20 protein-coding genes are annotated in these 20,832 nt (G+C 68.8%); 14 read left to right on the forward strand and 6 right to left on the reverse strand.

Translation table 11 applies throughout. The features are described 5' to 3' along the window. From ACT53U_RS09460 to ACT53U_RS09470, 3 genes are all read right to left on the reverse strand, one after another. Positions 1-720, reverse strand: coding sequence for a 2Fe-2S iron-sulfur cluster-binding protein (locus ACT53U_RS09460; protein ID WP_476154454.1), 720 nt, complete (start codon positions 718-720; stop codon positions 1-3). 10 nt (positions 721-730) lie between these two features. Beyond that, on the reverse strand, positions 731-2,530 hold the full coding sequence (locus ACT53U_RS09465; protein ID WP_476154456.1) for an NAD(P)H-dependent oxidoreductase subunit E: 1,800 nt from the start codon (positions 2,528-2,530) through the stop codon (positions 731-733). A 319-nt stretch (positions 2,531-2,849) separates the two neighbouring features. Further along, on the reverse strand, positions 2,850-5,255 hold the full coding sequence (locus ACT53U_RS09470) for a Tex family protein (protein ID WP_476154458.1): 2,406 nt from the start codon (positions 5,253-5,255) through the stop codon (positions 2,850-2,852). 303 nt (positions 5,256-5,558) lie between these two features. Between ACT53U_RS09470 and ACT53U_RS09475 the strand changes: the two genes are divergently transcribed. Together ACT53U_RS09475 and ACT53U_RS09480 are read left to right on the forward strand one after the other, a co-directional pair. Next, positions 5,559-6,263, forward strand: a complete 705-nt coding sequence (locus tag ACT53U_RS09475) for a CoA transferase subunit A (RefSeq protein WP_476154460.1) — start codon at positions 5,559-5,561, stop codon at positions 6,261-6,263. A gap of 13 nt (positions 6,264-6,276) precedes the next feature. Next, the gene (locus tag ACT53U_RS09480; RefSeq protein WP_476154462.1) at positions 6,277-6,921 is read left to right on the forward strand and encodes a CoA transferase subunit B; all 645 of its coding nucleotides are present in this window, start codon (positions 6,277-6,279) and stop codon (positions 6,919-6,921) included. Positions 6,922-6,993: 72 nt separating this feature from the next. Here the strand turns inward: ACT53U_RS09480 and ACT53U_RS09485 are convergent, their stop codons facing one another. Next, positions 6,994-7,941 carry a sugar-binding transcriptional regulator gene (locus ACT53U_RS09485; protein WP_476154464.1) on the reverse strand — a complete coding sequence of 316 codons (948 nt, stop codon included), beginning with the start codon at positions 7,939-7,941 and terminating at the stop codon, positions 6,994-6,996. A gap of 150 nt (positions 7,942-8,091) precedes the next feature. Next, positions 8,092-9,594: a sensor histidine kinase gene (locus tag ACT53U_RS09490; protein ID WP_476154466.1), complete on the reverse strand. Its 1,503-nt coding sequence runs from the start codon at positions 9,592-9,594 to the stop codon at positions 8,092-8,094. Between the two features lie 324 nt (positions 9,595-9,918). Between ACT53U_RS09490 and rpmH the strand changes: the two genes are divergently transcribed. The 12 genes from rpmH to ACT53U_RS09550 all read left to right on the forward strand — a co-directional run bounded on the left by rpmH (position 9,919) and on the right by ACT53U_RS09550 (position 19,875). Next, a complete protein-coding gene (rpmH, locus tag ACT53U_RS09495; RefSeq protein WP_476134760.1) occupies positions 9,919-10,053 on the forward strand; it encodes a 50S ribosomal protein L34 in 135 nt (44 codons plus the stop codon). A 100-nt stretch (positions 10,054-10,153) separates the two neighbouring features. Beyond that, positions 10,154-10,582, forward strand: a complete 429-nt coding sequence (gene rnpA / locus ACT53U_RS09500) for a ribonuclease P protein component (RefSeq protein ID WP_476154468.1) — start codon at positions 10,154-10,156, stop codon at positions 10,580-10,582. Next, positions 10,579-12,426 (forward strand): membrane protein insertase YidC, encoded by a 1,848-nt coding sequence (yidC, locus tag ACT53U_RS09505; protein ID WP_476154470.1) that lies wholly within the window; start codon positions 10,579-10,581, stop codon positions 12,424-12,426. The genes rnpA and yidC overlap by 4 nt, the downstream gene beginning before the upstream one ends. A gap of 151 nt (positions 12,427-12,577) precedes the next feature. Beyond that, entirely contained in the window at positions 12,578-13,243 is a 666-nt protein-coding gene (locus ACT53U_RS09510; RefSeq protein WP_476154472.1) for a CatB-related O-acetyltransferase, read from the forward strand. Then, positions 13,240-13,977: a GTP-binding protein gene (locus ACT53U_RS09515; RefSeq protein WP_476154474.1), complete on the forward strand. Its 738-nt coding sequence runs from the start codon at positions 13,240-13,242 to the stop codon at positions 13,975-13,977. The genes ACT53U_RS09510 and ACT53U_RS09515 overlap by 4 nt, the downstream gene beginning before the upstream one ends. Positions 13,978-13,996: 19 nt before the next feature. Continuing rightward, positions 13,997-14,899 (forward strand): acetylglutamate kinase, encoded by a 903-nt coding sequence (argB, locus tag ACT53U_RS09520; RefSeq protein ID WP_476154476.1) that lies wholly within the window; start codon positions 13,997-13,999, stop codon positions 14,897-14,899. Then, positions 14,899-15,636 carry a pyrimidine 5'-nucleotidase gene (locus tag ACT53U_RS09525; RefSeq protein ID WP_476155046.1) on the forward strand — a complete coding sequence of 246 codons (738 nt, stop codon included), beginning with the start codon at positions 14,899-14,901 and terminating at the stop codon, positions 15,634-15,636. The genes argB and ACT53U_RS09525 overlap by 1 nt, the downstream gene beginning before the upstream one ends. 108 nt (positions 15,637-15,744) lie before the next feature. After that, complete coding sequence (gene dapD / locus ACT53U_RS09530; RefSeq protein WP_476154478.1) at positions 15,745-16,602, forward strand: 2,3,4,5-tetrahydropyridine-2,6-dicarboxylate N-succinyltransferase; 858 nt, start codon at positions 15,745-15,747, stop codon at positions 16,600-16,602. Positions 16,603-16,835: 233 nt separating this feature from the next. After that, the gene (locus ACT53U_RS09535) at positions 16,836-17,168 is read left to right on the forward strand and encodes a TM2 domain-containing protein (protein WP_476154480.1); all 333 of its coding nucleotides are present in this window, start codon (positions 16,836-16,838) and stop codon (positions 17,166-17,168) included. A 64-nt stretch (positions 17,169-17,232) separates the two neighbouring features. After that, positions 17,233-18,408, forward strand: a complete 1,176-nt coding sequence (dapE, locus tag ACT53U_RS09540; RefSeq protein WP_476154482.1) for a succinyl-diaminopimelate desuccinylase — start codon at positions 17,233-17,235, stop codon at positions 18,406-18,408. Beyond that, positions 18,405-18,986: a hypothetical protein gene (locus ACT53U_RS09545; protein WP_476154484.1), complete on the forward strand. Its 582-nt coding sequence runs from the start codon at positions 18,405-18,407 to the stop codon at positions 18,984-18,986. Before dapE ends, ACT53U_RS09545 begins: the two co-directional genes overlap by 4 nt. Positions 18,987-18,999: 13 nt before the next feature. Further along, the gene (locus ACT53U_RS09550) at positions 19,000-19,875 is read left to right on the forward strand and encodes a C40 family peptidase (protein ID WP_476154485.1); all 876 of its coding nucleotides are present in this window, start codon (positions 19,000-19,002) and stop codon (positions 19,873-19,875) included. On the opposite strand, the gene ACT53U_RS09555 is transcribed toward ACT53U_RS09550, so the two are convergent. Beyond that, positions 19,869-20,816 (reverse strand): 2-hydroxyacid dehydrogenase, encoded by a 948-nt coding sequence (locus tag ACT53U_RS09555; RefSeq protein WP_476154487.1) that lies wholly within the window; start codon positions 20,814-20,816, stop codon positions 19,869-19,871. The two genes, ACT53U_RS09550 and ACT53U_RS09555, sit on opposite strands and share 7 nt — an antisense overlap. Positions 20,817-20,832 lie beyond the last annotated feature (16 nt).

Genomic DNA, 20,832 nt, shown 5'->3' on the forward strand with positions numbered 1-20,832 from the left:
TCACGCCTCCTCGGTGGCCCGTTTCTCGGCCTGGGTGGAAATCGCGTCGACGTCGTAGATGCGTTCGCCGATCGGCACGGTGAAGCCGACCCGCTTGGGCAGGATCGCGCCCACCGGACAGACGCTCGCCGCCTTGTCGGTAAGGGCGAAGTCGGTGTCGCCGAGCTTGCCGGTCGGCGAATTGATCACCAGATGGCTCTCGGTGCCGCGGCCGGCCAGCGCGAAGACGTCCTTGCCGTCGATGTCGCGCGAGGCACGCACGCACAGTTCGCACATGATGCAGCGGTTGAAGTCGATCACCACGTCGGGATGCGAGGCGTCCAGCCCGCGCACCGGATAGAAGTGCTCGTAGTGCGGCGTCAGCATTTCCAGGTCGTAGGCCAGCGCCTGGAGCTTGCAGTTGCCGCTCCTCTCGCAGCCCGGGCAGAAGTGGTTGCCCTCGACGAACAGCATCTGCAGCAGCACGCGGCGATTGCCGTTGAGCTCAGGCGTGTTGGAGGCCACTTCCTGGCCCGGCATCGCCTTGACGGTGCAGGCCGAGACGAAACGGCCGTTGACCTTGACGGTGCAGAGCTTGCACGAGCCGTGCGGCTTGAACTCGGGGTGATGGCAGAGGTTGGGGATGAAGTGCCCCGACTTCAGCGCCGCCTCGAGGATCGACTGCCCCCGCTCGAACGGAACCGGACGGCCGTCGAGGAGGAAGGTTTCATATTCGCTCATCGTTCCCTCCTCAGGCGTGGTCGAGCATGTGGCTGTCGGCGTCCTCGCGACCGGTCACGGCACGCGCCCTGGCGAGCGCCGCGTCGAGGTCGAAGGAGGGTTCGAAGTCCTTGCGCGCGAGACGCTTCTCGTAGTCCTCGCGGAACTTGCCGATGGTGTCGGCGATCGCCGAGCCGGCGGTCTGGCCGAGGCCGCAATGGGCGCCGGCCTTCATCACTTCGCGCAGATGGGTGAGCTCGCTCATCTCGTACTGCGTGCCGTGGCCGGCCGCGATCTTGTCCATCAGCTTGGCCTGGATGGTCGTGCCGACCCGGCACGGCGTGCAGAAGCCGCAGCTCTCGTGCTCGAAGAAATGCGCGAAGTTGCGCGCTACCTCGAACATGTCGCGACGCTCGCCGAACACCATGAAGGAGCCGGCGGTCGGCACGTCTTCGAAGGCGATGCGGCGGCCGAACTCGCGCGGGCCGAGGCAGGTGCCGGCGGCACCCGAGATCTGCACGGCGCGGGTGTTGCGGGCGCCCGCGTCCTCCAGCACCTGATTGACGCGCACGCCGAAGGGATACTCGTAGATGCCGGGGCGCTCGACGTCGCCGGAGACCGACAGGATCTTCGTGCCGGTCGACTGCTTGGTGCCGTAGCCCTCGTAGGCGGCACCGCCCTGCAGCGCGATCTCGGTGACCTTGCACAGGGTTTCGACGTTGTTCACCACCGTCGGCTTGTTCTTGTAGCCGCAGGTGACCGGGAACGGCGGACGGATGCGCGGACGCCCGGCCTTGCCCTCGAGGCTCTCGATCAGCGCCGTCTCTTCGCCGCAGATGTAGGCGCCGGCGCCCAGGTGGATCTCGATGTCGAAGTCGAAGCCGGCGACGCCGCAGACCGACTTCCCGAGCAGGCGACCGGCCCGCATCTCGGCGAGCTTCTCCTCGAGCGGCGCCTTCAGATAGAGGTACTCGCCGCGCAGATAGACGAGGCCGAGGCGGGCGCCGGTGGCCCAACCGGCGAGCACCATGCCCTCGAACACGCGCTCGGGATAGAACTGCATCAGCACCCGGTCCTTGAAGGTACCGGGCTCGCCCTCGTCGGCGTTGCAGACGATGAAGCGCTCGTCGCCGGGCGCCTTCTTGGCGGCTTCCCACTTGACGCCGGTGGTGAAGCCGGCGCCGCCGCGGCCGCGCAGGTTCGACCGCTTCACTTCCGCGAGCCAGGCCTCCGGCCCGAGCGCGATCGCCGCCTTCAGCGCCGAGCCCGGCACGAAGTCGGAGCCGAGCAGCATGTCGGCGCGGCGGATGTTGTGCTCGACGACGAAGAGGTCCTGCGGCCATTCGGCCAGCGGTACGTCGGAGCGGATCAGGTCGCAGACCCGGTCGGCCTTGCGCAGCGTCATCGCCGGGATGGCCATGCCGTTGACCAGAATCGCCGGACCCTGGTCGCACATGCCGGTGCAGGAGGTGAAGTCGAGGCTGACGCGGCCGTCGGCCGAGACCTCTCGGCGTGCCACGCCGAAGCGGCGCGCCATGTGATCGAAGATCGCCTGGTTGCCCGCCATCCGGTCGGTGATGTTGTCGGAGAACAGGACGACGTAGCGTCCGCGCGGGGTCCGGTAGAAGAAGGTGTAGAACTCGAGGGTCGACTGCACGGCGCCGATCTCGAGCCCGAGGCCTTCCGCCACCGCGGCCACGGTCGCGGGCGGGATCCAACCTTCGATGTCCTGAACGTCGCGCAGGATCTGGACGAGACGGCTTCCGTCGCGCCCGTGCGCGGCGAGAATGGCGTCGAGATCCGTCTTTCTGGTTTTGTCGGCCTTCGTCACCTGACTCTCCTTCACGGAAATGGAGCGCTCGGTGATGCCCCGCAATGGCCGCAGGGTCGCTGATCTGCGTCAACCGCCGACGAGCCGTGCGGTCGGCGCATTTCGCGGTGGAAGTGGAAAGATCAGACTTTGGTCTGACGATGCCGCCCTCGGCGCGCCCTTTGCGGTGCAGCATCGGGAGCGATCGGGGCGTCGTGATCTGCGACTTTCGTCCATGAAATGCCAGTAGACGATTCTGGAAGCAGTTTGTCCGCTTCGAAGTGTCGCTAAACGATTTGCACGCAACTGTCGGCCGGACGGTTGACGCCGACGAACGGCGTCACTTTTTCCGCAGCGCGTCGAGAAGAGCCGCGCCGAGAGCGCCCGGCGCCGCGTTTCCGGAGCCGTTTCCGCCGTCGCGACCACGATTGCGATCCTGCCCCGGGGTCGCACCCCGGTTGCGATCGTCGCGGCCTGCGGCGGGTGCGGCGGACCGTCCGCCGGCTCCTTCGGAACGCCCGCCCGGCGCGCCCATGCGGGCGCCGCCGTCGTCCTTGCGCATGGTGAGGCCGATGCGCTTGCGGCGGGCGTCGACCTCGACGACGCGGACCTTCACCACGTCGCCGGCCTTCACCACCTCGCGCGGATCCTTGACGAAGCGATCGGCGAGCTGGGAGACGTGGACGAGCCCGTCCTGATGGACGCCGATGTCGACGAAGGCGCCGAAGGCGGCGACGTTGGTGACGGTGCCTTCCAGCACCATGCCGGGCTTGAGGTCCTCGATCTTCTCGACGCCCTCCGCGAAGACGGCGGTCTTGAAGGCGGGACGCGGGTCGCGGCCGGGCTTCTCGAGTTCGGCGATGATGTCGCGCACGGTCGGCAGACCGAAGGTCTCGTCGATGAACTTGCGCGGATCGAGCGCCTTCAGCGCCGTCGCATCGCCCATCAGCGCGCGCAGGTCGCGGCCGCAGTCCTTCACGATGCGCTTGGCGACCGAATAGGCCTCCGGGTGGACCGACGAGGCGTCGAGCGGCTCGTCGCCGTCGCGGATGCGCAGGAAGCCCGCCGCCTGTTCGAAGGTCTTGCGGCCGAGCCGGGCGACGTCGAGCAGCTGCTTGCGATTGCGGAACGGCCCGTTGGCGTCGCGGTGGGCGACGATGGCTTCGGCGAGTGCCGTGCCGAGGCCCGAGACGCGGGCGAGCAGCGAGGCCGATGCCGTGTTGAGGTCGACGCCGACGGCGTTCACCGCGTCCTCGACGACCGCGTCGAGCGCGCGGGCGAGGCGGGTCTGGTCGACGTCGTGCTGATACTGGCCGACGCCGATTGCCTTGGGCTCGATCTTCACGAGTTCGGCGAGCGGGTCCTGCAGACGCCGGGCGATCGACACGGCACCACGCAGGCTGACGTCGAGATCGGGCATCTCGGCCGCGGCGAGTGCCGAGGCGGAGTAGACCGAGGCGCCGGCCTCCGACACCACCACCTTGATCGGCTTCGGCGGCGCCATCTCGCCGATCAGCATCGAGACGAGGCGATCGGTCTCACGACTGCCGGTGCCGTTGCCGATGGCGACGAGTTCGACGCGATGCTTCTGGATCAGATGCTTCAGCGTGGCGATCGTGCCCTGGACGTCTTGGCGTGGCGGGAAGGGATAGACCGTGGTGGTGGCGACGACCTTGGAGGTCGCGTCGACGACCGCCACCTTGACGCCGGTGCGGATGCCGGGGTCGAGCCCCAGCGTCGCCCGCGTACCGGCGGGGGCGGCGAGCAGCAGGTCCTTGAGATTGGCGGCGAAGACGCGGATCGCCTCTTCCTCCGCCTTCTCGCGCATCGTGCCCATCAGCTCGACCGAGAGCGACAGCGACAGCTTCACCCGCCAGCACCAGCGCGCCACGTCGAAGAGGAAGGCATCCGCCTTGGAGAGCACTCGCGCCGCGGTCGGCAGGGGGATGGCGAAGGCCTGGGCGACGATCGCCTCGACCGGCTTCACCGGATCGGTCGCATCCGCGTCGACTTCGAGTTCGAGGTCGAGCATCTCCTCGTTGCGACCGCGCAGCATGGCGAGCGCGCGGTGCGAGGGGACGTCGGCCCAGCGTTCGACGTGGTCGAAATAGTCGGCGAACTTCTCGCCCGCCGCTTCCTTGCCGGCGACGACCTTGGCGCGCAGCCGGGCGCGGGACTGCATGTGGCCGCGCAGACGGCCGACCAGATCGGCGTTCTCGGCGAACTGCTCGGCGAGGATGTCGCGCGCCCCATCGAGCGCCGCCTTCACGTCGGCGACCTCGCCGGTGACGAAGCGTTCGGCCAGCACCTTCGGGTCGACCGAGCGATCGGAAAGGATCGTCTCGGCGAGCGGCCCGAGCCCCCGCTCGCGGGCGATCTCGGCACGGGTGCGCCGCTTCGGCTTGTAGGGGAGGTAGAGATCCTCGATCTCGGCCTTGGTCGAGGCGGCGGCGAGACGGGCGGCGAGCGCGTCGTCGAGCTTGCCCTGGGCGCGGATGCTCTCGATGACCGCGGCGCGGCGGGCCTCCATCTCGCGCAGATAGCCGAGCCGCTCCTCGAGCGTGCGCAGCTGACCGTCGTCGAGGCCGCCGGTAGCCTCTTTCCGGTAGCGCGCGACGAAGGGAACCGTCGAGCCCTCGTCGAGGAGATCGATCGCCGCCTGCGCCTGTTGCGGCCGGCAACCGATCTCGGCGGCGATCGCCGCGGTGATGCGGGTCGCGACGGCGGGGTCGAGGGCAGTGGCCATGATCGGTCTCCTTGTGGTCGGGCAGGGAACTTAAGGCGGACGCCGTCACGAGGCGAGACCCGATCGCCTTTCCCGCACCGTTCTCCACGACGAGCCCCCCGCCGTCCCCGACCGAAGTTCGAGGCGGTGGAGGGTTTCGTTCGCCGGAAGGCCCGGCTATCTTGAGCCGGGAGACGAAGGGGGAGGAGAGCGAAGGGAGGCGCGCCGACCCGGGTCGAACCGATTCGACCGGGCCGCGACGTTCGTCCTTTCGAGCCGTCCCGCGTCCGTTCCGTGGTCCATCACACGAGAAGACGGGGTTCCATGACGAACAAGATCCATCCGAGTGCGGCGTCCGCGCTCGCGGGCGTCGTCGCCGACGGCCAGACGCTCGCGGTCGGCGGCTTCGGCCTCTGCGGCATTCCCGAGGCGCTGATCGCCGCCCTGCGCGACACCGGCGTGACGGGCCTCACCTGCGTCTCCAACAATGCCGGCGTCGACGGTTTCGGCCTCGGCCTGCTGCTCGAGACGCGGCAGATCAAGAAGATGATCTCGTCCTACGTCGGCGAGAACAAGCTCTTCGCCCAGCAGTATCTCTCCGGCGAGCTCGAGCTCGAGTTCGCCCCCCAGGGCACGCTCGCCGAGCGCCTGCGCGCCGGCGGTGCCGGCATCCCGGCCTTCTTCACCGCGACCGGCGTCGGCACCGTGGTGGCGGACGGCAAGGAAGTGCGCGAGTTCGACGGCCGCAAATACGTGATGGAGCGCGGCATCGTCGCCGACGTGGCGCTGGTCAAGGCCTGGAAGGCCGACGAGGCCGGCAACCTGATCTATCGGAAGACCGCGCGGAACTTCAATCCGATGTGCGCGACTGCCGGCAAGGTGACCGTCGCCGAGGTCGAGGAGATCGTGCCGGTCGGCGCCCTCGATCCCGACCAGATCCACACCCCCGGCATCTTCGTGCAGCGCCTCGTGCTGAACGCGACGCCGGAGAAGCGCATCGAACAGCGCACCACGCGCAAGCCCGCCTGAGGAGAGACGCCCCATGCCCTGGACGCGTGACGAAATGGCGGCGCGTGCCGCCCGTGAACTGGCCGACGGGTTCTACGTGAACCTCGGCATCGGCCTGCCGACGCTGGTCGCCAACTACATCCCCGAGGGGATGAACGTGTGGCTGCAGTCGGAGAACGGCCTGCTCGGCATCGGTCCCTTCCCGACCGACGACGAGGTCGACGCCGACCTGATCAACGCCGGCAAGCAGACCGTGACGGCGCTGCCCGGCGCCTCCTTCTTCTCCTCCGCGGACTCATTCGGCATGATCCGCGGCGGCCACGTCAACCTCGCCATCCTCGGCGCCATGCAGGTGTCGAAGGACGGTGACCTCGCCAACTGGATGATCCCCGGCTCGATGGTCAAGGGCATGGGCGGCGCGATGGACCTCGTCGCCGGCGTCCAGCGCGTCATCGTGCTGATGGAACACGTCGCCAAGGGCGGCGTGCACAAGATCGTGCCGGAATGCACCCTGCCGCTGACCGGCCAGGGTGTGGTCGACCGCATCGTCACCGACCTCGCGGTGATGGACGTGACCGACAAGGGCCTGAAGGTCGTCGAGATGGCCCCCGGCGTCACCATCTCGGATCTCACCGGCGCCACCGGTGTGCCGCTGGACTTCTCGGACGTCGAAGACTGAGCTTCGGCGAAGGACGAACGACGAACGGGCGGCCGAGAGGCCGCCCGTTTCACGTCGCGTCCATGTCTTCGATCAGCGGATCCGCAGCAGCTCTTCCGCCGTCTCCGAATCGAGGCCGATCGCGTTGACCCAGCCGCCGACCAGCGCCGCGCGGATCGCCGGCGCCTTGACGGCATGCATGGCGACGCCGAGGCGCAGCGGGATGCGCTGGAGCACGCGGGGGGCGACCGACAGGGTGCGGTCGTCGAACTCGGTCGAGATCAGCTCGCCGCGCGGGCCGAAGAACCAGCCGCAGATCGTACCGACCGCGCCGGCGGCGGCGATCGCCTCGGTCTTCTCACCGGGGATGACGCCGTGGCGGAACACCGAGGCGAAGGGCGAGATCGCGCCGATGCCGACCAGCGCCAGATTGGCCCGGCCCATCAGGTCGAAGACGGCACCGACCGTCGAGGTCGCCTTGAGGTGAGAGGCGGCTTCCGCACTGTCGACGATCGCCGGCACCGGCAGCTGCCAGGCACGACCGCCGAGCCCGTTGGCCAGCGTGCGGCAGACCTCGCTCGAATGCGACGGGATCTGCGGCGCGCCGACGCCGCCGATCAGCGACACCACGTCGACGTCGGTCGAGCGCGCCCGGCGCACGGCGGCGGCGACCGCGGCGGCGGTGTCGCCGTCCGACACGCCGATCACCGCACCCGCCTGGGCCCGTTCCTCGATGACGCGGGCGACGGCGCGGCCGAGCACGTCGGCGGTCTGGGTGCCGCCGGAACGCGGCTGGACGACGACGGCGAGGTCGATGCCGTAGGTGGCGGTGAGGCGGCGCTCGAGGGAGAAGTCGCGCAGGCCGGTCGGCGAGATCTGGATCTCGACGAAGCCCAGGTCCATCGCCGCCTTCAAGGCGCGGCTGACGGTCGATTCGGAGATGTCGAGAGCGCGGGCGATCTCGTTCTGCGGAAGGCGCTGATCGTAACGCATCTGGGCGATGCGCAGAATCGTTTCGTCGTCTCTTCGATGCCGGGCCATGACGTCTCTGAAGCGTGATGTGAAAGAATTTCGATAACACACGAAATTGCGCCGGCACAGGGGTAAGCGCCGCTCGAAGCGCGTCCTTTCGCCGTCCCTCGAGGTGACTTGCGCACCTCGAGCGGTAGCTCGTTCCGCAGTTCGACGATGTCACGAGGGCGAACGGCGGCGGCGATCGACTTGAGCGAGGTCGACCACGCGATCGGCGATGGCGATCTCGAAGGTCGCGCCGACGCCGCCGGCCGCCAGTTCGATGGTGCCGCCGTGGGCCCGTACCAGTTCGGCGCAGATGGCGAGGCCGAGCCCGGTGCCGCCCTTGCGCACGCCGCCCTGGAAGGGACGGAAGAGGTTCTCGCGCGCCCGCGCCGGCACGCCCGGCCCGGTGTCGCGGACCGCGAGCGTCACCACCGTCCCCTCGCGCCGGCCGGAGACGACGATGCGACGGACGACGGTGGGGTCGTCGTCGGCCTCGAGCGCCTGGCGGGCATTGCGCACCAGATTGAGCAGGACGCGGAAGATCTGGTCGGGGTCGGCGTCGATCTCGAGCCCGCGCTCGACCTCGATCAGATAGCGGATGCCGCATTCGTCGCAGCACTCCTCGCCCTCGCGGCAGAGTCCCAGCATCTCGCCGACGTCCTCGGCGAGGCGGCGCACCGAGACCAGGCGCCGGGCCGGCGGCGCCTCGCCGGTGCGGCCGTATTCGAGAACGGCGCTGGAGTAGCCGATGGCGCGGTCGAGGGTGGCGACCAGCTTGGGCACGAAGCGCTGGACGGTGGAATCGGGGATGGCGAGCAGGCGGTCGGTGACGAGCTGCGCCGCCGCCAGCATGTTGCGCAGGTCGTGGTTGATCTTGGAGACAGCCACGCCGAGGTCGGCGAGGTGTTTCTTCTGCCCGAGCGAGCCGGCGACCTGGGCCTGGAGCGCCGCGAGCCCGCGTTCCGCGTCGCCGATCTCGTCGTCGCGCAGGCCGGGGCGGATGATCCGGTCGAGATCTTCGGGATCGTCGGCGAAACGCTCCATCGCCCGCGTCATCCGTCCGAGCGGGCGCAGGAACATGTGGCGCAGCACGAAGAACACGACGGTGGAGACGATCGCCAGCAGGCCGATCGACACCCACAGCACGTTGGTGGCGAAGCGCAGGGTGGCGGCACGGATCGGCGCCGAGGACATCACGAGGTCGATCACCTCGCCGTTCGGTCCCGGCACGCCGAGCACCCGCAACGTGTCCTCCTGATCGTCGAACAACATGTTGATCGCCGCGGCGGACCATTGCAGGACGTCGGGCTTGTCGAGGTCGACGACGGCGTCGATGCGGGCCGGCGGCGTTTCGGAGTTGGCGACGAGGCGGCGGACGTTGCCTTGGCGCACGGAGATGACCGAGGCATTCATCTCGGTGAGCAGGCGGTTCTGCACGCCGCGGTCGAGATCGCTGGTGGCCGACAGCGCCAGCACCACCAGATCGGCGCGCCGGATCGCCTCGTGCAGGCGATTGATGCGGAAATGGGCGATGGTCGGCACGAAGACCAGGATCTCGGCGACCACCACGAAGAGCAGCGTCAGGGCGACCAGCTTCGAAGTCAGCCGCATGCCCCCGCGTGCCGGGCGCGCGGTGGCCGTCTCCTCCGTGGTGTCGTCTTCCCCGGTGCGCGCCATGGTCGCTCCGTCCTTTGCGAACGGACATGCTAATCTCGCGTCGTGGCGGCGAAAAGGCAGGAAATCGCAGCCGCGGATCGCGCTCCGCGTTGACAGCATCGCCCTTCGCCACCTATAAGCCCCCTCGACCGGGACACCTGTCCCTTCGGGCCGCGCAAGGGCGCGCGTCCATCGTCGGCGTCACCGTCGTCGGTAGCAGTCGGATTTCGTGCTTCCCACGGGATCGGACGGCGGAAGGGCTTCCCAAACCCATCGTGTTCGCCCCTCGGGGCGGGCGAGGCCACTCGTAGTTGAAGGGGGCCGCTCTCGAGGCGGCGACGACCCATGAAGCGCACCTATCAGCCCTCCAAGATCGTGCGTAAGCGCCGCCACGGCTTCCGTACGCGCATGGCCACCGTCGGCGGCCGTCTGGCGATCAACCGTCGTCGCGCTCGCGGCCGCAAGCGTCTCTCGGCCTGATCCGGCCGAGCGGACCGTCCGCGCCCGCCCGCCGCGGCGCGAGGCATCGAGCCTGAGCGCTTCGAGCCGGAGCGCTCGGTGCCGGAAGGACCGGGACGCGATGCGCAGATTGAAGAAACGCGCCGAGTTTCTGGCCGTCGCCAAGGGGCAGCGGTCGGCTCGGCGCGGCTTCGTTCTGCAGACCCTCGCGGTCGAAGACGAGAAGGCGGAGCCGCGCTGCGGCTTCACCGTGACCAAGAAGGTGGGCAACGCGGTCGTCCGCAATCGCGTCCGCCGCCGTCTGCGCGAGGCGCTGCGCCTCGAGGCCGACCGCGTGGCCCGGCCGGGCCACGACCACGTCCTGATCGGACGCCGCGAGAGCCTCGAGCTCTCCTTCGCGACGCTGCGCGCCGACCTCGTCGGCGCCTTCGCTCAAGGCCGCAAGGCCCTCGCCCGCAGGGCTCTCGCCGAGATCTCCGCGCCGGCCGCCTCGGCCGAAACGCCCGCCGCACTTCCTCGCGGCGACGAACCCCCTGGATCCGCCGGATGACCGACAACAAGAACTACATCGTCGCGATCGCGCTCTCGATCATGGTCCTGCTCGGCTGGCAGTATTTCGTCGCCTCGCCGCGCATGGAGGCCCAGCGCCACGAGCAGCAGGTCGCCGAGGCCGCGCGTCAGGCCGCGAACCCGACCGCCGCCGGCCCGACCGCCGCCGCGCCCGCCGGTGCGCCGGCCGCCACCCCGGTCGGACCGGGGGCTGCGCCCGCCGTCGCCGGTGCCGTCGGCAACGCGGTGGTCGGCTCGGCGCTGACCCGCGACCAGGCGCTCGCCCAGACGCCGCGCATCAAGGTGACGACGGACACGCTCGACGGTTCGATCTCGCTGGTCGGCGCCCGCATCGACGACGTCTCGTTCCGCAAGTACCGCGAGACCATCGACCCGAAGAGCGCCGAGATCGCGCTGCTCAACCCGGCCGGTGCCGAGCATGCCTATTTCGCCGACTTCGGCTGGCTGGCCGATGCCGGCGCCCCGGTCAAGGTGCCGGGTCCGGAGACCCGGTGGACGGTCGTGGGCAACGACAAGCTGACCCAGTCGGCCCCGGTGGTCCTCACCTGGGACAACGGCGAGGGCATCACCTTCGAGCGCACCATCGCGATCGACGACCGCTACATGTTCACCGTCACCGACAAGGCGAAGAACACCGGCGACCGCGCCACGACGCTCTATCCCTATTCGGCACTGTCGCGCTTCGGCACGCCGACGACCTCGGGCTACTACATCCTCCACGAGGGCGCGATCGGCGTCTTCGGCGACGAGGGCCTGAAGGAAGTCTCCTACAAGGACCTCAAGGAGAAGCAGAAGATCGAGCCCGCCCGCGTCGCCGGCGGCTGGATCGGCTTCGTCGACAAGTACTGGGCCGCGGCGCTGATCCCGCAGAAGACCGTCTCGGTGCAGCCGCGCTTCGCCGCGTCGCCGGCGGTCGGCAATCTGCCCGAGGTCTATCGCACCTTCATGCTGGCCGACGGTGTGCCGCTCGCCGCCGGTGCCGAGGTCGCCACGACGACGCACTTCTTCGCCGGCGCCAAGGAAGTCGGCGCGGTCGACGGTTATGCCAAGGCGCTCGACATCGCCCGCTTCGACCGTCTGATCGACTGGGGTTGGTTCTACTTCCTGACCAAGCCGCTGTTCCACCTGATCAGCTTCCTGAACCACCTCGTCGGCAACTTCGGCATCGCCATCCTCATCGTGACGGTGATCGTCAAGGCCATCTTCTTCCCGCTCGCCAACAAGTCCTACGACTCGATGAGCAAGATGAAGAAGGTGCAGCCCGAGATGAAGGAGCTGCAGGAGCGCTTCAAGGACGACCGCACCGCCCAGCAGCAGGCGCTGATGGAGCTCTACAAGCGCGAGAAGATCAACCCGCTGGCCGGCTGTCTGCCGATCGTCATCCAGATCCCGGTGTTCTTCGCGCTCTACAAGATGATCTTCATCACCATCGAGATGCGTCAGGCGCCGTTCTACGGCTGGATCCACGACCTCTCGGCGCCGGATCCGACGTCGATCTTCAACCTGTTCGGCCTGATCCCCTTCACGCCGCCGCACATGCTGATGGTCGGCATCTGGCCGCTGATCATGGGCGTCACGATGTTCGTCCAGATGAAGCTCAATCCGCCGCCGCCGGATCCGACGCAGAAGATGATGTTCGACTGGATGCCGGTCCTCTTCACCTTCATGCTCGCGTCGATGCCGGCCGGCCTGGTGATCTACTGGACCTGGAACAACCTCCTGTCGATCGCCCAGCAGTCCTACATCATGACCAAGAACGGCGTGAAGGTGGAACTCTGGGACAACGTCAAGGGCATGTTCCGCAAGGCGCCGGGCAAGGCGTGAGGCGATCCGTTCGGGGGAAGACGTCGATGGTCGCATGAGGCACCGGCAAGGACGGCGGCGTGACGTCGCAGTTCAGGCCGGAACGAAAGGAACGGTGTTTCGCGGGGGCTCACGGCCTCCCGCGCCCATCTCCTCTCATCGGTGACCGACGATGCCCGTGCTTCCCCATCCCGACCCGAACGTGATCCATCCACTGCCCGCGCACCCGCGCGTCGTCTTCCTGAAGCCGCTGGTCGACCGACCCAACGTCGAGATCGGCGACTTCACCTACTACGACGATCCACGCGCCCCGGAACGTTTTCTGGACGAGTGCGTGCTTCACCATTACGACTTCCTCGGCGACCGGCTGGTGATCGGTCGCTTCACGGCGATCGCGTCCGGCGTCCGCTTCATGATGAACGGCGCCAACCACGCCATGACCGGGCTCTCCACCTTTCCTTTCGGCATCTTCGGATGCGGCTGGGAGAAGGGCTTCGACTTCGAGACGATTCGCGCCGGCCTCAGAGGCGACACGATCGTCGGCAACGACGTGTGGATCGGAACCGAGGCGATGATCATGCCGGGCGTGACAATCGGAGACGGAGCCATCGTGGCGGCCCGCGCCGTCGTCGCCGCCGACGTGCCCCCCTACGCGATCGTCGGCGGCAATCCCGCCCGACCGATCCGCATGCGCTTCTCGCCCGAAGACGTCGCCCGCCTCCGGGCCGTCGCCTGGTGGGACTGGCCGGTCGAGGTGATCTCCGCCCGTCTCGACGCCATCCGCGGCGCCGATCTCGATGCCCTCGAACGGGCCGCAGCCGAGGTACATGCAGCATGAACGACGTCGGCAACGATCCCGTCGACCCCCGCGCCGAGGCGGCGGCCGAGAAGGCCCGCCTGCTCTTCGCCCGTCCCTGGGCCTTCGCCATGGGCGCGGTCGCCCTCGACCGCCTGCCGCCGATCGACGACGGTGCCGAGGTGGCCTTCGCCGGCCGCTCCAACGTCGGCAAGTCGTCGCTGATCAACGCGGTCCTCGGACAGCAGGGTCTGGCGCGGACCTCCAACACGCCGGGCCGCACCCAGGAACTGAACTATTTCGTGCCCGCCGTGCTGAACGAGCGCTCGAAGAAGACCGAGCGCCTGACCTCCGGCGCGCCGCGCGAGGCGGTCGACGTCGGCCTTTCGATCGTCGACATGCCCGGCTACGGCTTCGCCCAGGCGCCGAAGTCCCAAGTCGACGACTGGACGCGGCTGGTCTTCGACTACCTGCGCGGCCGGCCCAACCTGCGCCGCGTCTATCTGCTGATCGACAGCCGCCACGGGCTGAAGAAGGTCGACACCGACGTGCTCGATCTTCTCGACAAGGCCGCGGTCAGCTATCAGATCGTGCTCACCAAGGCCGACAAGATCGCCCGCGAGGAAACCGGCAAGCCGGTCGCGGCGATGGTGGCGGCGACTGCGGAGGCGATCCGCAAGCGCCCCGCCGCGCATCCGGTCATCCTGGTGACCTCGTCCGACAAGGGCTGGGGCGTCGACACGCTCCGCTCGGAAATCGCCTACTTCGCCGTCTGAATTCGTTCCGGAGACCGACATGCCGACCACGCCGAAGCCCGAAGCCGAGATGATCGCCGAGGCCGAGATCCTGTCGAAGGCGCTGCCCTACATGCTGCGCTACGACGACAAGACCGTCGTCGTGAAGTTCGGCGGCCACGCCATGGGCGACGAGGCACTCGGCAAGGCCTTCGCCGAGGACATCACGCTCCTCAAGCTCGCCGGCATCAACCCGGTGGTGGTCCACGGCGGTGGGCCGCAGATCAACGCGATGCTCGCCAAGCTCGACATCAAGTCCGAGTTCGCCGCCGGCATGCGCATCACCGACAAGAAGACGGTCGAAATCGTCGAGATGGTTCTGGCCGGCTCGATCAACAAGGAGATCGTCCAGACCATCCAGGAGGCCGGCGGCCGCGCCATCGGTCTGACCGGCAAGGACGGCAACATGGTCACCGTGACCCGTCTGAAGCGCACGGTGGTCGATCCCGATTCCAACATCGAGAAGGTCGTCGACCTCGGCTTCGTCGGCGAGCCGAAGGAAGTGCGCACCGAGGTGCTCGAGGTCCTGAAGAAGTCCGAGATCATCCCGGTCCTCGCCCCGGTCTGCCCGGGCGAGGACGGCGAGACCTACAACGTCAACGCCGACACCTTCGCCGGTGCCATCGCCGGCGCGCTGAAGGCGACCCGCGTCCTCTTCCTCACCGACGTCCCCGGCGTCCTCGACGAGAACAAGCAGCTGATCAAGGAACTGTCGCGCGCCGACGCCCAGCGCCTGATCGACCGCGGCGTCATCACCGGCGGCATGATCCCCAAGGTCGAGACCTGTTTCGAGGCGCTCGATCGCGGCGTCGAGGCGGCGGTCATCCTCAACGGTAAGGTGCCGCACGCCGTCTTGCTCGAGCTCTTCACCGAGCACGGCGCCGGTACGCTGATCACGCCGTGATCGCAGGTCCCAACCGCACCCGTGGCGGCGGCCTCGACGAGGCCGCCCTGATCGCCCGTTTCGCGGCTGTCGAGACCTGGGTCTTCGACCTCGACAACACGCTCTATCCGGCCTCCACCGACCTCTTCGCCCAGGTCGACGTGCGCATCCGCGACTATGTCGTCAAGCTGATCGGCGCGACGCCCGACGAGGCGCATCGGCTGCAGAAGGACTATTACCGCCGCTACGGCACGACTCTGCGCGGGCTGATGATCGAACACGGCATCTCGCCCGACGGCTTCCTCGAATACGTCCACGACATCGACCATTCGGTGGTCGCCCCCGATCCGCGCCTCGGTGCCGCGATCGCGGCCCTTCCCGGCCGGCGTTTCATCATGACCAACGGCACCCGCCGCCATGCCGCCGCCGTCGCCGATCGGCTCGGCATCACCGAGCATTTCGAGGACGTCTTCGACATCGTCGCCGCCGACCTGCTGCCGAAGCCCCACCGCGCCACCTACGAGAAGTTCTTCGGCGAGGCCCGCATCGATCCGACGCGGGCGGCGATGTTCGAGGACCTGTCGCGCAATCTCGAGGTGCCCGACGCCATGGGCATGGCGACCGTCCTGGTGGTGCCCTCGGGCATCGAGACGGTGGTGCGCGAGAGCTGGGAGTTCGACGGCCGCGACGCACCCCACGTCCAGTGGGTGACCGACGACCTCGCCCGCTTCCTCGAGCGCGTCGCGCCCACTGCCTGAAACCGCGACCGGAAAGCCGGTTTGCGCGACAGCCCTGCGATTGACACCCCGTCTCGTCGCTTTATGGTCGCGGCCCGAGTTTCGAACCCAACCGAAGGGAACCGCCCGATGGCCGCCAAGACCGCCGACCTCGCCGCCCTCGAAAAGATCATCGACGACGCCTTCGAAAAGCGCGCCGAGATCGACGTCGCCACCAAGGGCGCCGTGCGCGAGGCGGTGGAAACCGCGCTCGACCTGCTCGACAAGGGCAAGGTCCGCGTCGCCGAGAAGGTCGGCGACGCCTGGGTGGTGCATCAGTGGCTGAAGAAGGCGGTGCTGCTGTCCTTCCGCCTCACCCCGATGAGCGTGATCAAGGGCGGCCCCGGCTCGGCCACCTGGTGGGACAAGGTCCCCTCGAAGTTCGACGGCTGGGGCGCCCACGAGTTCGACAAGGCGGGCTTCCGCGCCGTTCCCGGCTGCGTCGTCCGCCGCTCGGCCTTCATCGCGCCGAACGTCGTGCTGATGCCCTCCTTCGTCAACCTCGGCGCCCGCGTCGACACCGGCACCATGGTCGACACCTGGGCGACGGTCGGCTCCTGCGCCCAGATCGGCAAGAACGTCCACCTCTCCGGCGGCGTCGGCATCGGCGGCGTGCTGGAGCCGCTGCAGGCCGGCCCGACCATCATCGAGGACGACTGCTTCATCGGCGCCCGCTCGGAAGTGGTGGAAGGCGTCGTCGTCGGCCAGGGTTCGGTGATCTCGATGGGCGTCTTCATCGGCGCCTCGACCAAGGTCATCAACCGGATGACCGGCGAGATCCACGTCGGCTACGTGCCGCCCTATTCGGTCGTCGTCTCCGGCAGCATTCCCGGCAAGCCGCTGCCCGGCCAGAACTGGGGTCCGTCGACCTATTGCGCCGTCATCGTCAAGACGGTCGACGCGCAGACCCGCTCCAAGACCGGTATCAACGAGCTGCTGCGCGACTGATCGCGACAGGCTCTGGCCCGTCCGATCGGGCAGGCCATTCGACCCGGATCGTTTCACCGAGGCCCGACGCTCATCGTCGGGCCTCGATGCTTTTCGGTGTAGTGTTTCGGATCTTCAAATTTTCGTTGCATTTTTCGGCGCCACGGATTTGGCTGAACGGAGGGGTTGCAGGCGCTCCCGGATTCGGCCCATTGGCTGCAATTTTCATTTTCATGTCTGTGTCGGGGGATTTCATGACAATTCAGCAAGATGGTATCCGGCCCGCCGGGATCTCGAACGATGCCAAGGCGATGATGCTGTTCGAGGCCAACAAGAAGTCGAATGTCGTCGCTTATCTCCTGTGGTTCTTCCTGGGGGGCTTCGGCGCACATCGCTTCTACGGCGGTCGCACCGGCAGTGGCGTCGCTCAGATACTCATGCTCGTCGGCGGATTGGTGCTTCTTCCGGCCGGCGGCCTCGGGGCGATCCTGATCATTCCGCTCGCGATCTGGGTGCTCGTGGACGCATTTCTCATTCCCGGCTGGATCCGCAATCACAACCTGCTCCTCGCGCACAGCCTCGGATGAGTGCGTGTCGCGGAGAAGGTGATTGACCGGCGAGGCGGGGCGTCCTAATCGGCGAAGCATGACCATGTCGCTTCCCCGCCTCGACGATCCCGTCGCCATCGCCCGCGCTCTTCTCGCCTGCCCGTCCGTGACACCCGCGGAGGGCGGCGCGATCGATCTCGTCGGAAAGATCGCCGCCGAACTCGGCTTCGCCGTCGACCGCCCGGTCTTCACCGAGGACGGCACGCCCGACATCGAGAACCTCTTCGCGCGGCTCGGCAGCGACGGTCCGCACTTCGTCTTCGCCGGCCACACCGACGTGGTGCCGCCGGGCGACGCCAGCCGCTGGACGCACGATCCCTTCGCGGGGACGATCGAGGACGGCGTGCTCTTCGGCCGCGGCGCGGTCGACATGAAGGGCGGCATCGCGAGTTTCCTCGCCGCCCTCGGCCGGCTCGCGGCGCGCGGCGTGACGCTGCCCGGCTCGGTCTCGCTGCTGATCACCGGCGACGAGGAGGGCCCCTCGATCAACGGCACGGTCAAGCTGCTCGCCTGGGCGGCCGAGCGCGGCCATCGCTTCGACGCGGCGATCGTCGGCGAGCCGACCAACCCGGAGGCGATCGGCGACGCCATCAAGGTCGGCCGCCGCGGCTCGCTCTCCGGCACGGTGACGGTCACCGGACGCCAGGGCCACGTCGCCTATCCCCACCTCGCCGACAACCCGATCCCCAAGGCGATGCGGCTGGCGAGCGCGCTGGTCGCCGAGCCGCTCGACGCCGGCAACGACCGCTTCCAGCCGTCGAACCTCGAGCTCGTGTCGCTCGACGTCGGCAATCCGTCGTGGAACGTCATCCCGCGCGAGGCCCGCGCCCGCTTCAACATCCGTTTCAACGACCAGTGGTCGCGCGCCACGCTCGACGACGAGCTGCGTCGGCGCCTCGCGCGGGCCGCCGGCAACGACGTCGAATGGACGCTGGTGCTCGAGAGCCCGTCGTCCGACAGTTTCCTCACCCGCGACGAGGCGCTGATCGGCAAGCTCGCCGACGCCGTCGAGAGCGTCGTCGGCCGCCGGCCGGGCCTCTCCACCAACGGCGGCACGTCGGATGCCCGCTTCATCAAGGACTGGTGCCCGGTGGTCGAGTTCGGCCTCGTCGGCCAGACCATGCATCAGGTCGACGAGCGCGTGCCGGTCGCCGATCTCGAGGTGCTGACGCAAGTCTACGTCGCCTTCCTCGAGCGCTGGTTCGGGGTGACGCCATGAGCGGAACGCTCGCCGCATCGCTCGCCGGCGCGCTGCGCCTTCTCGGCGGAGATCGGCGAGGGCTCGAGCGCATGGACACCAGCCTCGACGGCTTCTGGGCCTCGTTCCGGGTGATGGCGTGGCTCGTCCCGGCGGTGGCGCTGGCGATCTTCGCCGACCTGCGGCTCGCCGCCGAGATCGGTTCGGCCCGTTCGCTGTCGCCGGCCGCGGTGATGATCGCCGGGGTCGTCAACTACGTGCTGGGTTGGATCGCCTTCCCGGTCTTCCTCGCCCTCTTCGGCAACATACTCGGCGTCGGCCGGGTCTTCGTACCGTGGATGGTGGCGCGCAACTGGGTCGGCATTCCCGCCTCGCTGCCTTACGTCCTGGTGGTGGCGCTGTGGCTCGTCGGCCTGATGCCGACGCGGCTTCTCGGGCCGCTGACGCTCGGGGCCCTCGGCTTCTCGCTCTTCTGCAGCTGGCGCGTCGCAGTCATCGCCGGCGAACGACCGGCCGGCGCGGCGGTCGCCTTCACGCTGGTCGACTTCCTGCTCGGCCTGTTGATCGAGGCCGGCGCCGACCGGCTGCTCGATCTCTGAAGGAAACCAACCGATGGATGCCTTCGATCCGCGCCTGACCCCCGCCCGCCCCGACCTCGCCGCAGCCCATCTGAAGGGCATCGTTCCGGCCGAGCGCTATGTCGAGGGCACGCCCGCCCGCATCCTCGAAGCGGTGGCGCCGCTGCGCCGTCTGCCCCGCCCCGACGCCGGTCTCGACACCGAAGGCCTCTACGGCGAGACGTTGCGCGTCTACGACGAGGACGACGAGGGCTGGAGCTGGGTGCAGTTCGCCCGCGACGGCTACGTCGGCTGGATGCCGAGCCACGCGATCCTCAAGGGCGAGGCGATGCCCGCGACCCATCGTGTCGCGGCGCTGGCGACCTTCGTCTACCCGACCATCGGCATCAAGGATCCGCCCTCGGCGCGCCTCTCCTTCGGTTCACCCGTCCGGGTGATCGGCGAACGCGAGGCGCCGAACGGCCGGCGATTCTGCCTCACCCCCGAGGGCGGGGTGATCGTCGCGAGCCATCTGGTGCCGATCGATGCCCGCGAGAGCGATCCCGTCGCCGTCGCCGAGCGCTTCCTCGGCATCCCCTATCTCTGGGGTGGCCGCTCGAGCCTCGGCATCGACTGTTCCGGCCTCGTGCAGACGGCCTTCGCCGCCTGCGGCGTGCCCGCGGCGCGCGACACCGACCTGCAGGAAATGTCGCTCGGTGAGGCGATCGGCCTCGATCCGGCCGGCTGGCGGCGCGGCGACCTGCTCTTCTGGGCGGGGCACGTCGGCATCGTGCGCGACGCCGAGAGCTTCGTGCACGCGACCGCCCACACGATGACGGTGACGATCGAAGGCCTCGCCGAGGGGCTTGCCCGGATCGCGGCATCGGGCACGCCGCTGCGGACCGTCCGACGCGTCCGCCTGCCTCAGTAACCCCGCGTCCGGTCGACCACGTGGGCGGGATCGATCCGCCCGCCCGCCATCAGCGTGCGGACGCCGGCGAGGATGCGCTCTCCGAGCGCATCGGCGTCGGAATCGGCGGCGCAGTGCGGCGTGATCGTCACGCGCGGATGCGCCCACAGCGCCGAGGTCTTGGGCAGCGGCTCGATCTCGAAGACGTCGAGCACGGCGGCCGCCAAGTCGCCGGCATCGAGGGCGGCGAGGATGTCGGCTTCGACCTGGAGCGATCCGCGTCCGGCGTTGATCACCACCGGCCCACCGATGTGTTCGGCGCCGCGCAGTTTGGCGAAGAGCGGGCGGGCGAGGATGCCGCGCGTCTCCGGCGTCGCCGGCAAGAGCACGACGAGAATGTCGGTGCGGCCGAGGAAGGCGTCGAGCCCGGCGTCGCCGGCGTAGGTCTCCATGCCCGGGACCTCGCGCTTCGACCGGCTCCAGCCGACGAGCGTGAAGCCGAGCCGACCGAGCACCTCGGCGGCGTCGCGGCCGAGTTCGCCGAGCCCCATGATGCCGACCGTCACGGCGCGCGCCGCCGGCTGATGGACGTTGCGCCAGCGTGCTTCGGCCTGCGCCGCGCGGTGGCCGTCCATCTGGCGGTGCTGCGCCAACACGTTCATCACCACCCACTCGGTCATGCGGGCGGTGAGATCCGGATCGACGATGCGGACGATCGGCACGTCGGGCAGCGTCGGGTCGGTCATGAGCGCATCGACGCCGGCACCCAGATTGAACACCGCCTCGAGCTTCGGCAGCGCCGCGAGGAGCCCCGGCTTCGGCCGCCATGCCGCGACGAAGCGGATCGACGCCGGGTCGTAGGCCTCGCGCGCGTCGACCACCGTCAGATCGGGGGCGAGGCGGCGGAACCGTTCGATCCACGGATCGGGCGTCCAATGCTCGACGGCGACGAGAAGCGACATGGGAACTCCGGCAGGG

This window comes from Pinisolibacter sp. DMC19 (assembly GCF_056313985.1).

Excerpts from the sequence above, each read along its gene's own strand:
- ACT53U_RS09460 (WP_476154454.1), bottom strand. The coding sequence starts at position 720 with ATGAGCGAATATGAAACCTTCCTCCTCGACGGCCGTCCGGTTCCGTTC.
- ACT53U_RS09470 (WP_476154458.1), bottom strand. The coding sequence starts at position 5,255 with ATGGCCACTGCCCTCGACCCCGCCGTCGCGACCCGCATCACCGCGGCG.
- ACT53U_RS09475 (WP_476154460.1), top strand. The coding sequence starts at position 5,559 with ATGACGAACAAGATCCATCCGAGTGCGGCGTCCGCGCTCGCGGGCGTC.
- ACT53U_RS09480 (WP_476154462.1), top strand. The coding sequence starts at position 6,277 with ATGCCCTGGACGCGTGACGAAATGGCGGCGCGTGCCGCCCGTGAACTG.
- ACT53U_RS09485 (WP_476154464.1), bottom strand. The coding sequence starts at position 7,941 with ATGGCCCGGCATCGAAGAGACGACGAAACGATTCTGCGCATCGCCCAG.
- ACT53U_RS09490 (WP_476154466.1), bottom strand. The coding sequence starts at position 9,594 with ATGGCGCGCACCGGGGAAGACGACACCACGGAGGAGACGGCCACCGCG.
- rpmH (WP_476134760.1), top strand. The coding sequence starts at position 9,919 with ATGAAGCGCACCTATCAGCCCTCCAAGATCGTGCGTAAGCGCCGCCAC.
- rnpA (WP_476154468.1), top strand. The coding sequence starts at position 10,154 with ATGCGCAGATTGAAGAAACGCGCCGAGTTTCTGGCCGTCGCCAAGGGG.
- yidC (WP_476154470.1), top strand. The coding sequence starts at position 10,579 with ATGACCGACAACAAGAACTACATCGTCGCGATCGCGCTCTCGATCATG.
- ACT53U_RS09510 (WP_476154472.1), top strand. The coding sequence starts at position 12,578 with ATGCCCGTGCTTCCCCATCCCGACCCGAACGTGATCCATCCACTGCCC.
- ACT53U_RS09515 (WP_476154474.1), top strand. The coding sequence starts at position 13,240 with ATGAACGACGTCGGCAACGATCCCGTCGACCCCCGCGCCGAGGCGGCG.
- argB (WP_476154476.1), top strand. The coding sequence starts at position 13,997 with ATGCCGACCACGCCGAAGCCCGAAGCCGAGATGATCGCCGAGGCCGAG.
- dapD (WP_476154478.1), top strand. The coding sequence starts at position 15,745 with ATGGCCGCCAAGACCGCCGACCTCGCCGCCCTCGAAAAGATCATCGAC.
- ACT53U_RS09535 (WP_476154480.1), top strand. The coding sequence starts at position 16,836 with ATGACAATTCAGCAAGATGGTATCCGGCCCGCCGGGATCTCGAACGAT.
- dapE (WP_476154482.1), top strand. The coding sequence starts at position 17,233 with ATGTCGCTTCCCCGCCTCGACGATCCCGTCGCCATCGCCCGCGCTCTT.
- ACT53U_RS09545 (WP_476154484.1), top strand. The coding sequence starts at position 18,405 with ATGAGCGGAACGCTCGCCGCATCGCTCGCCGGCGCGCTGCGCCTTCTC.
- ACT53U_RS09550 (WP_476154485.1), top strand. The coding sequence starts at position 19,000 with ATGGATGCCTTCGATCCGCGCCTGACCCCCGCCCGCCCCGACCTCGCC.
- ACT53U_RS09555 (WP_476154487.1), bottom strand. The coding sequence starts at position 20,816 with ATGTCGCTTCTCGTCGCCGTCGAGCATTGGACGCCCGATCCGTGGATC.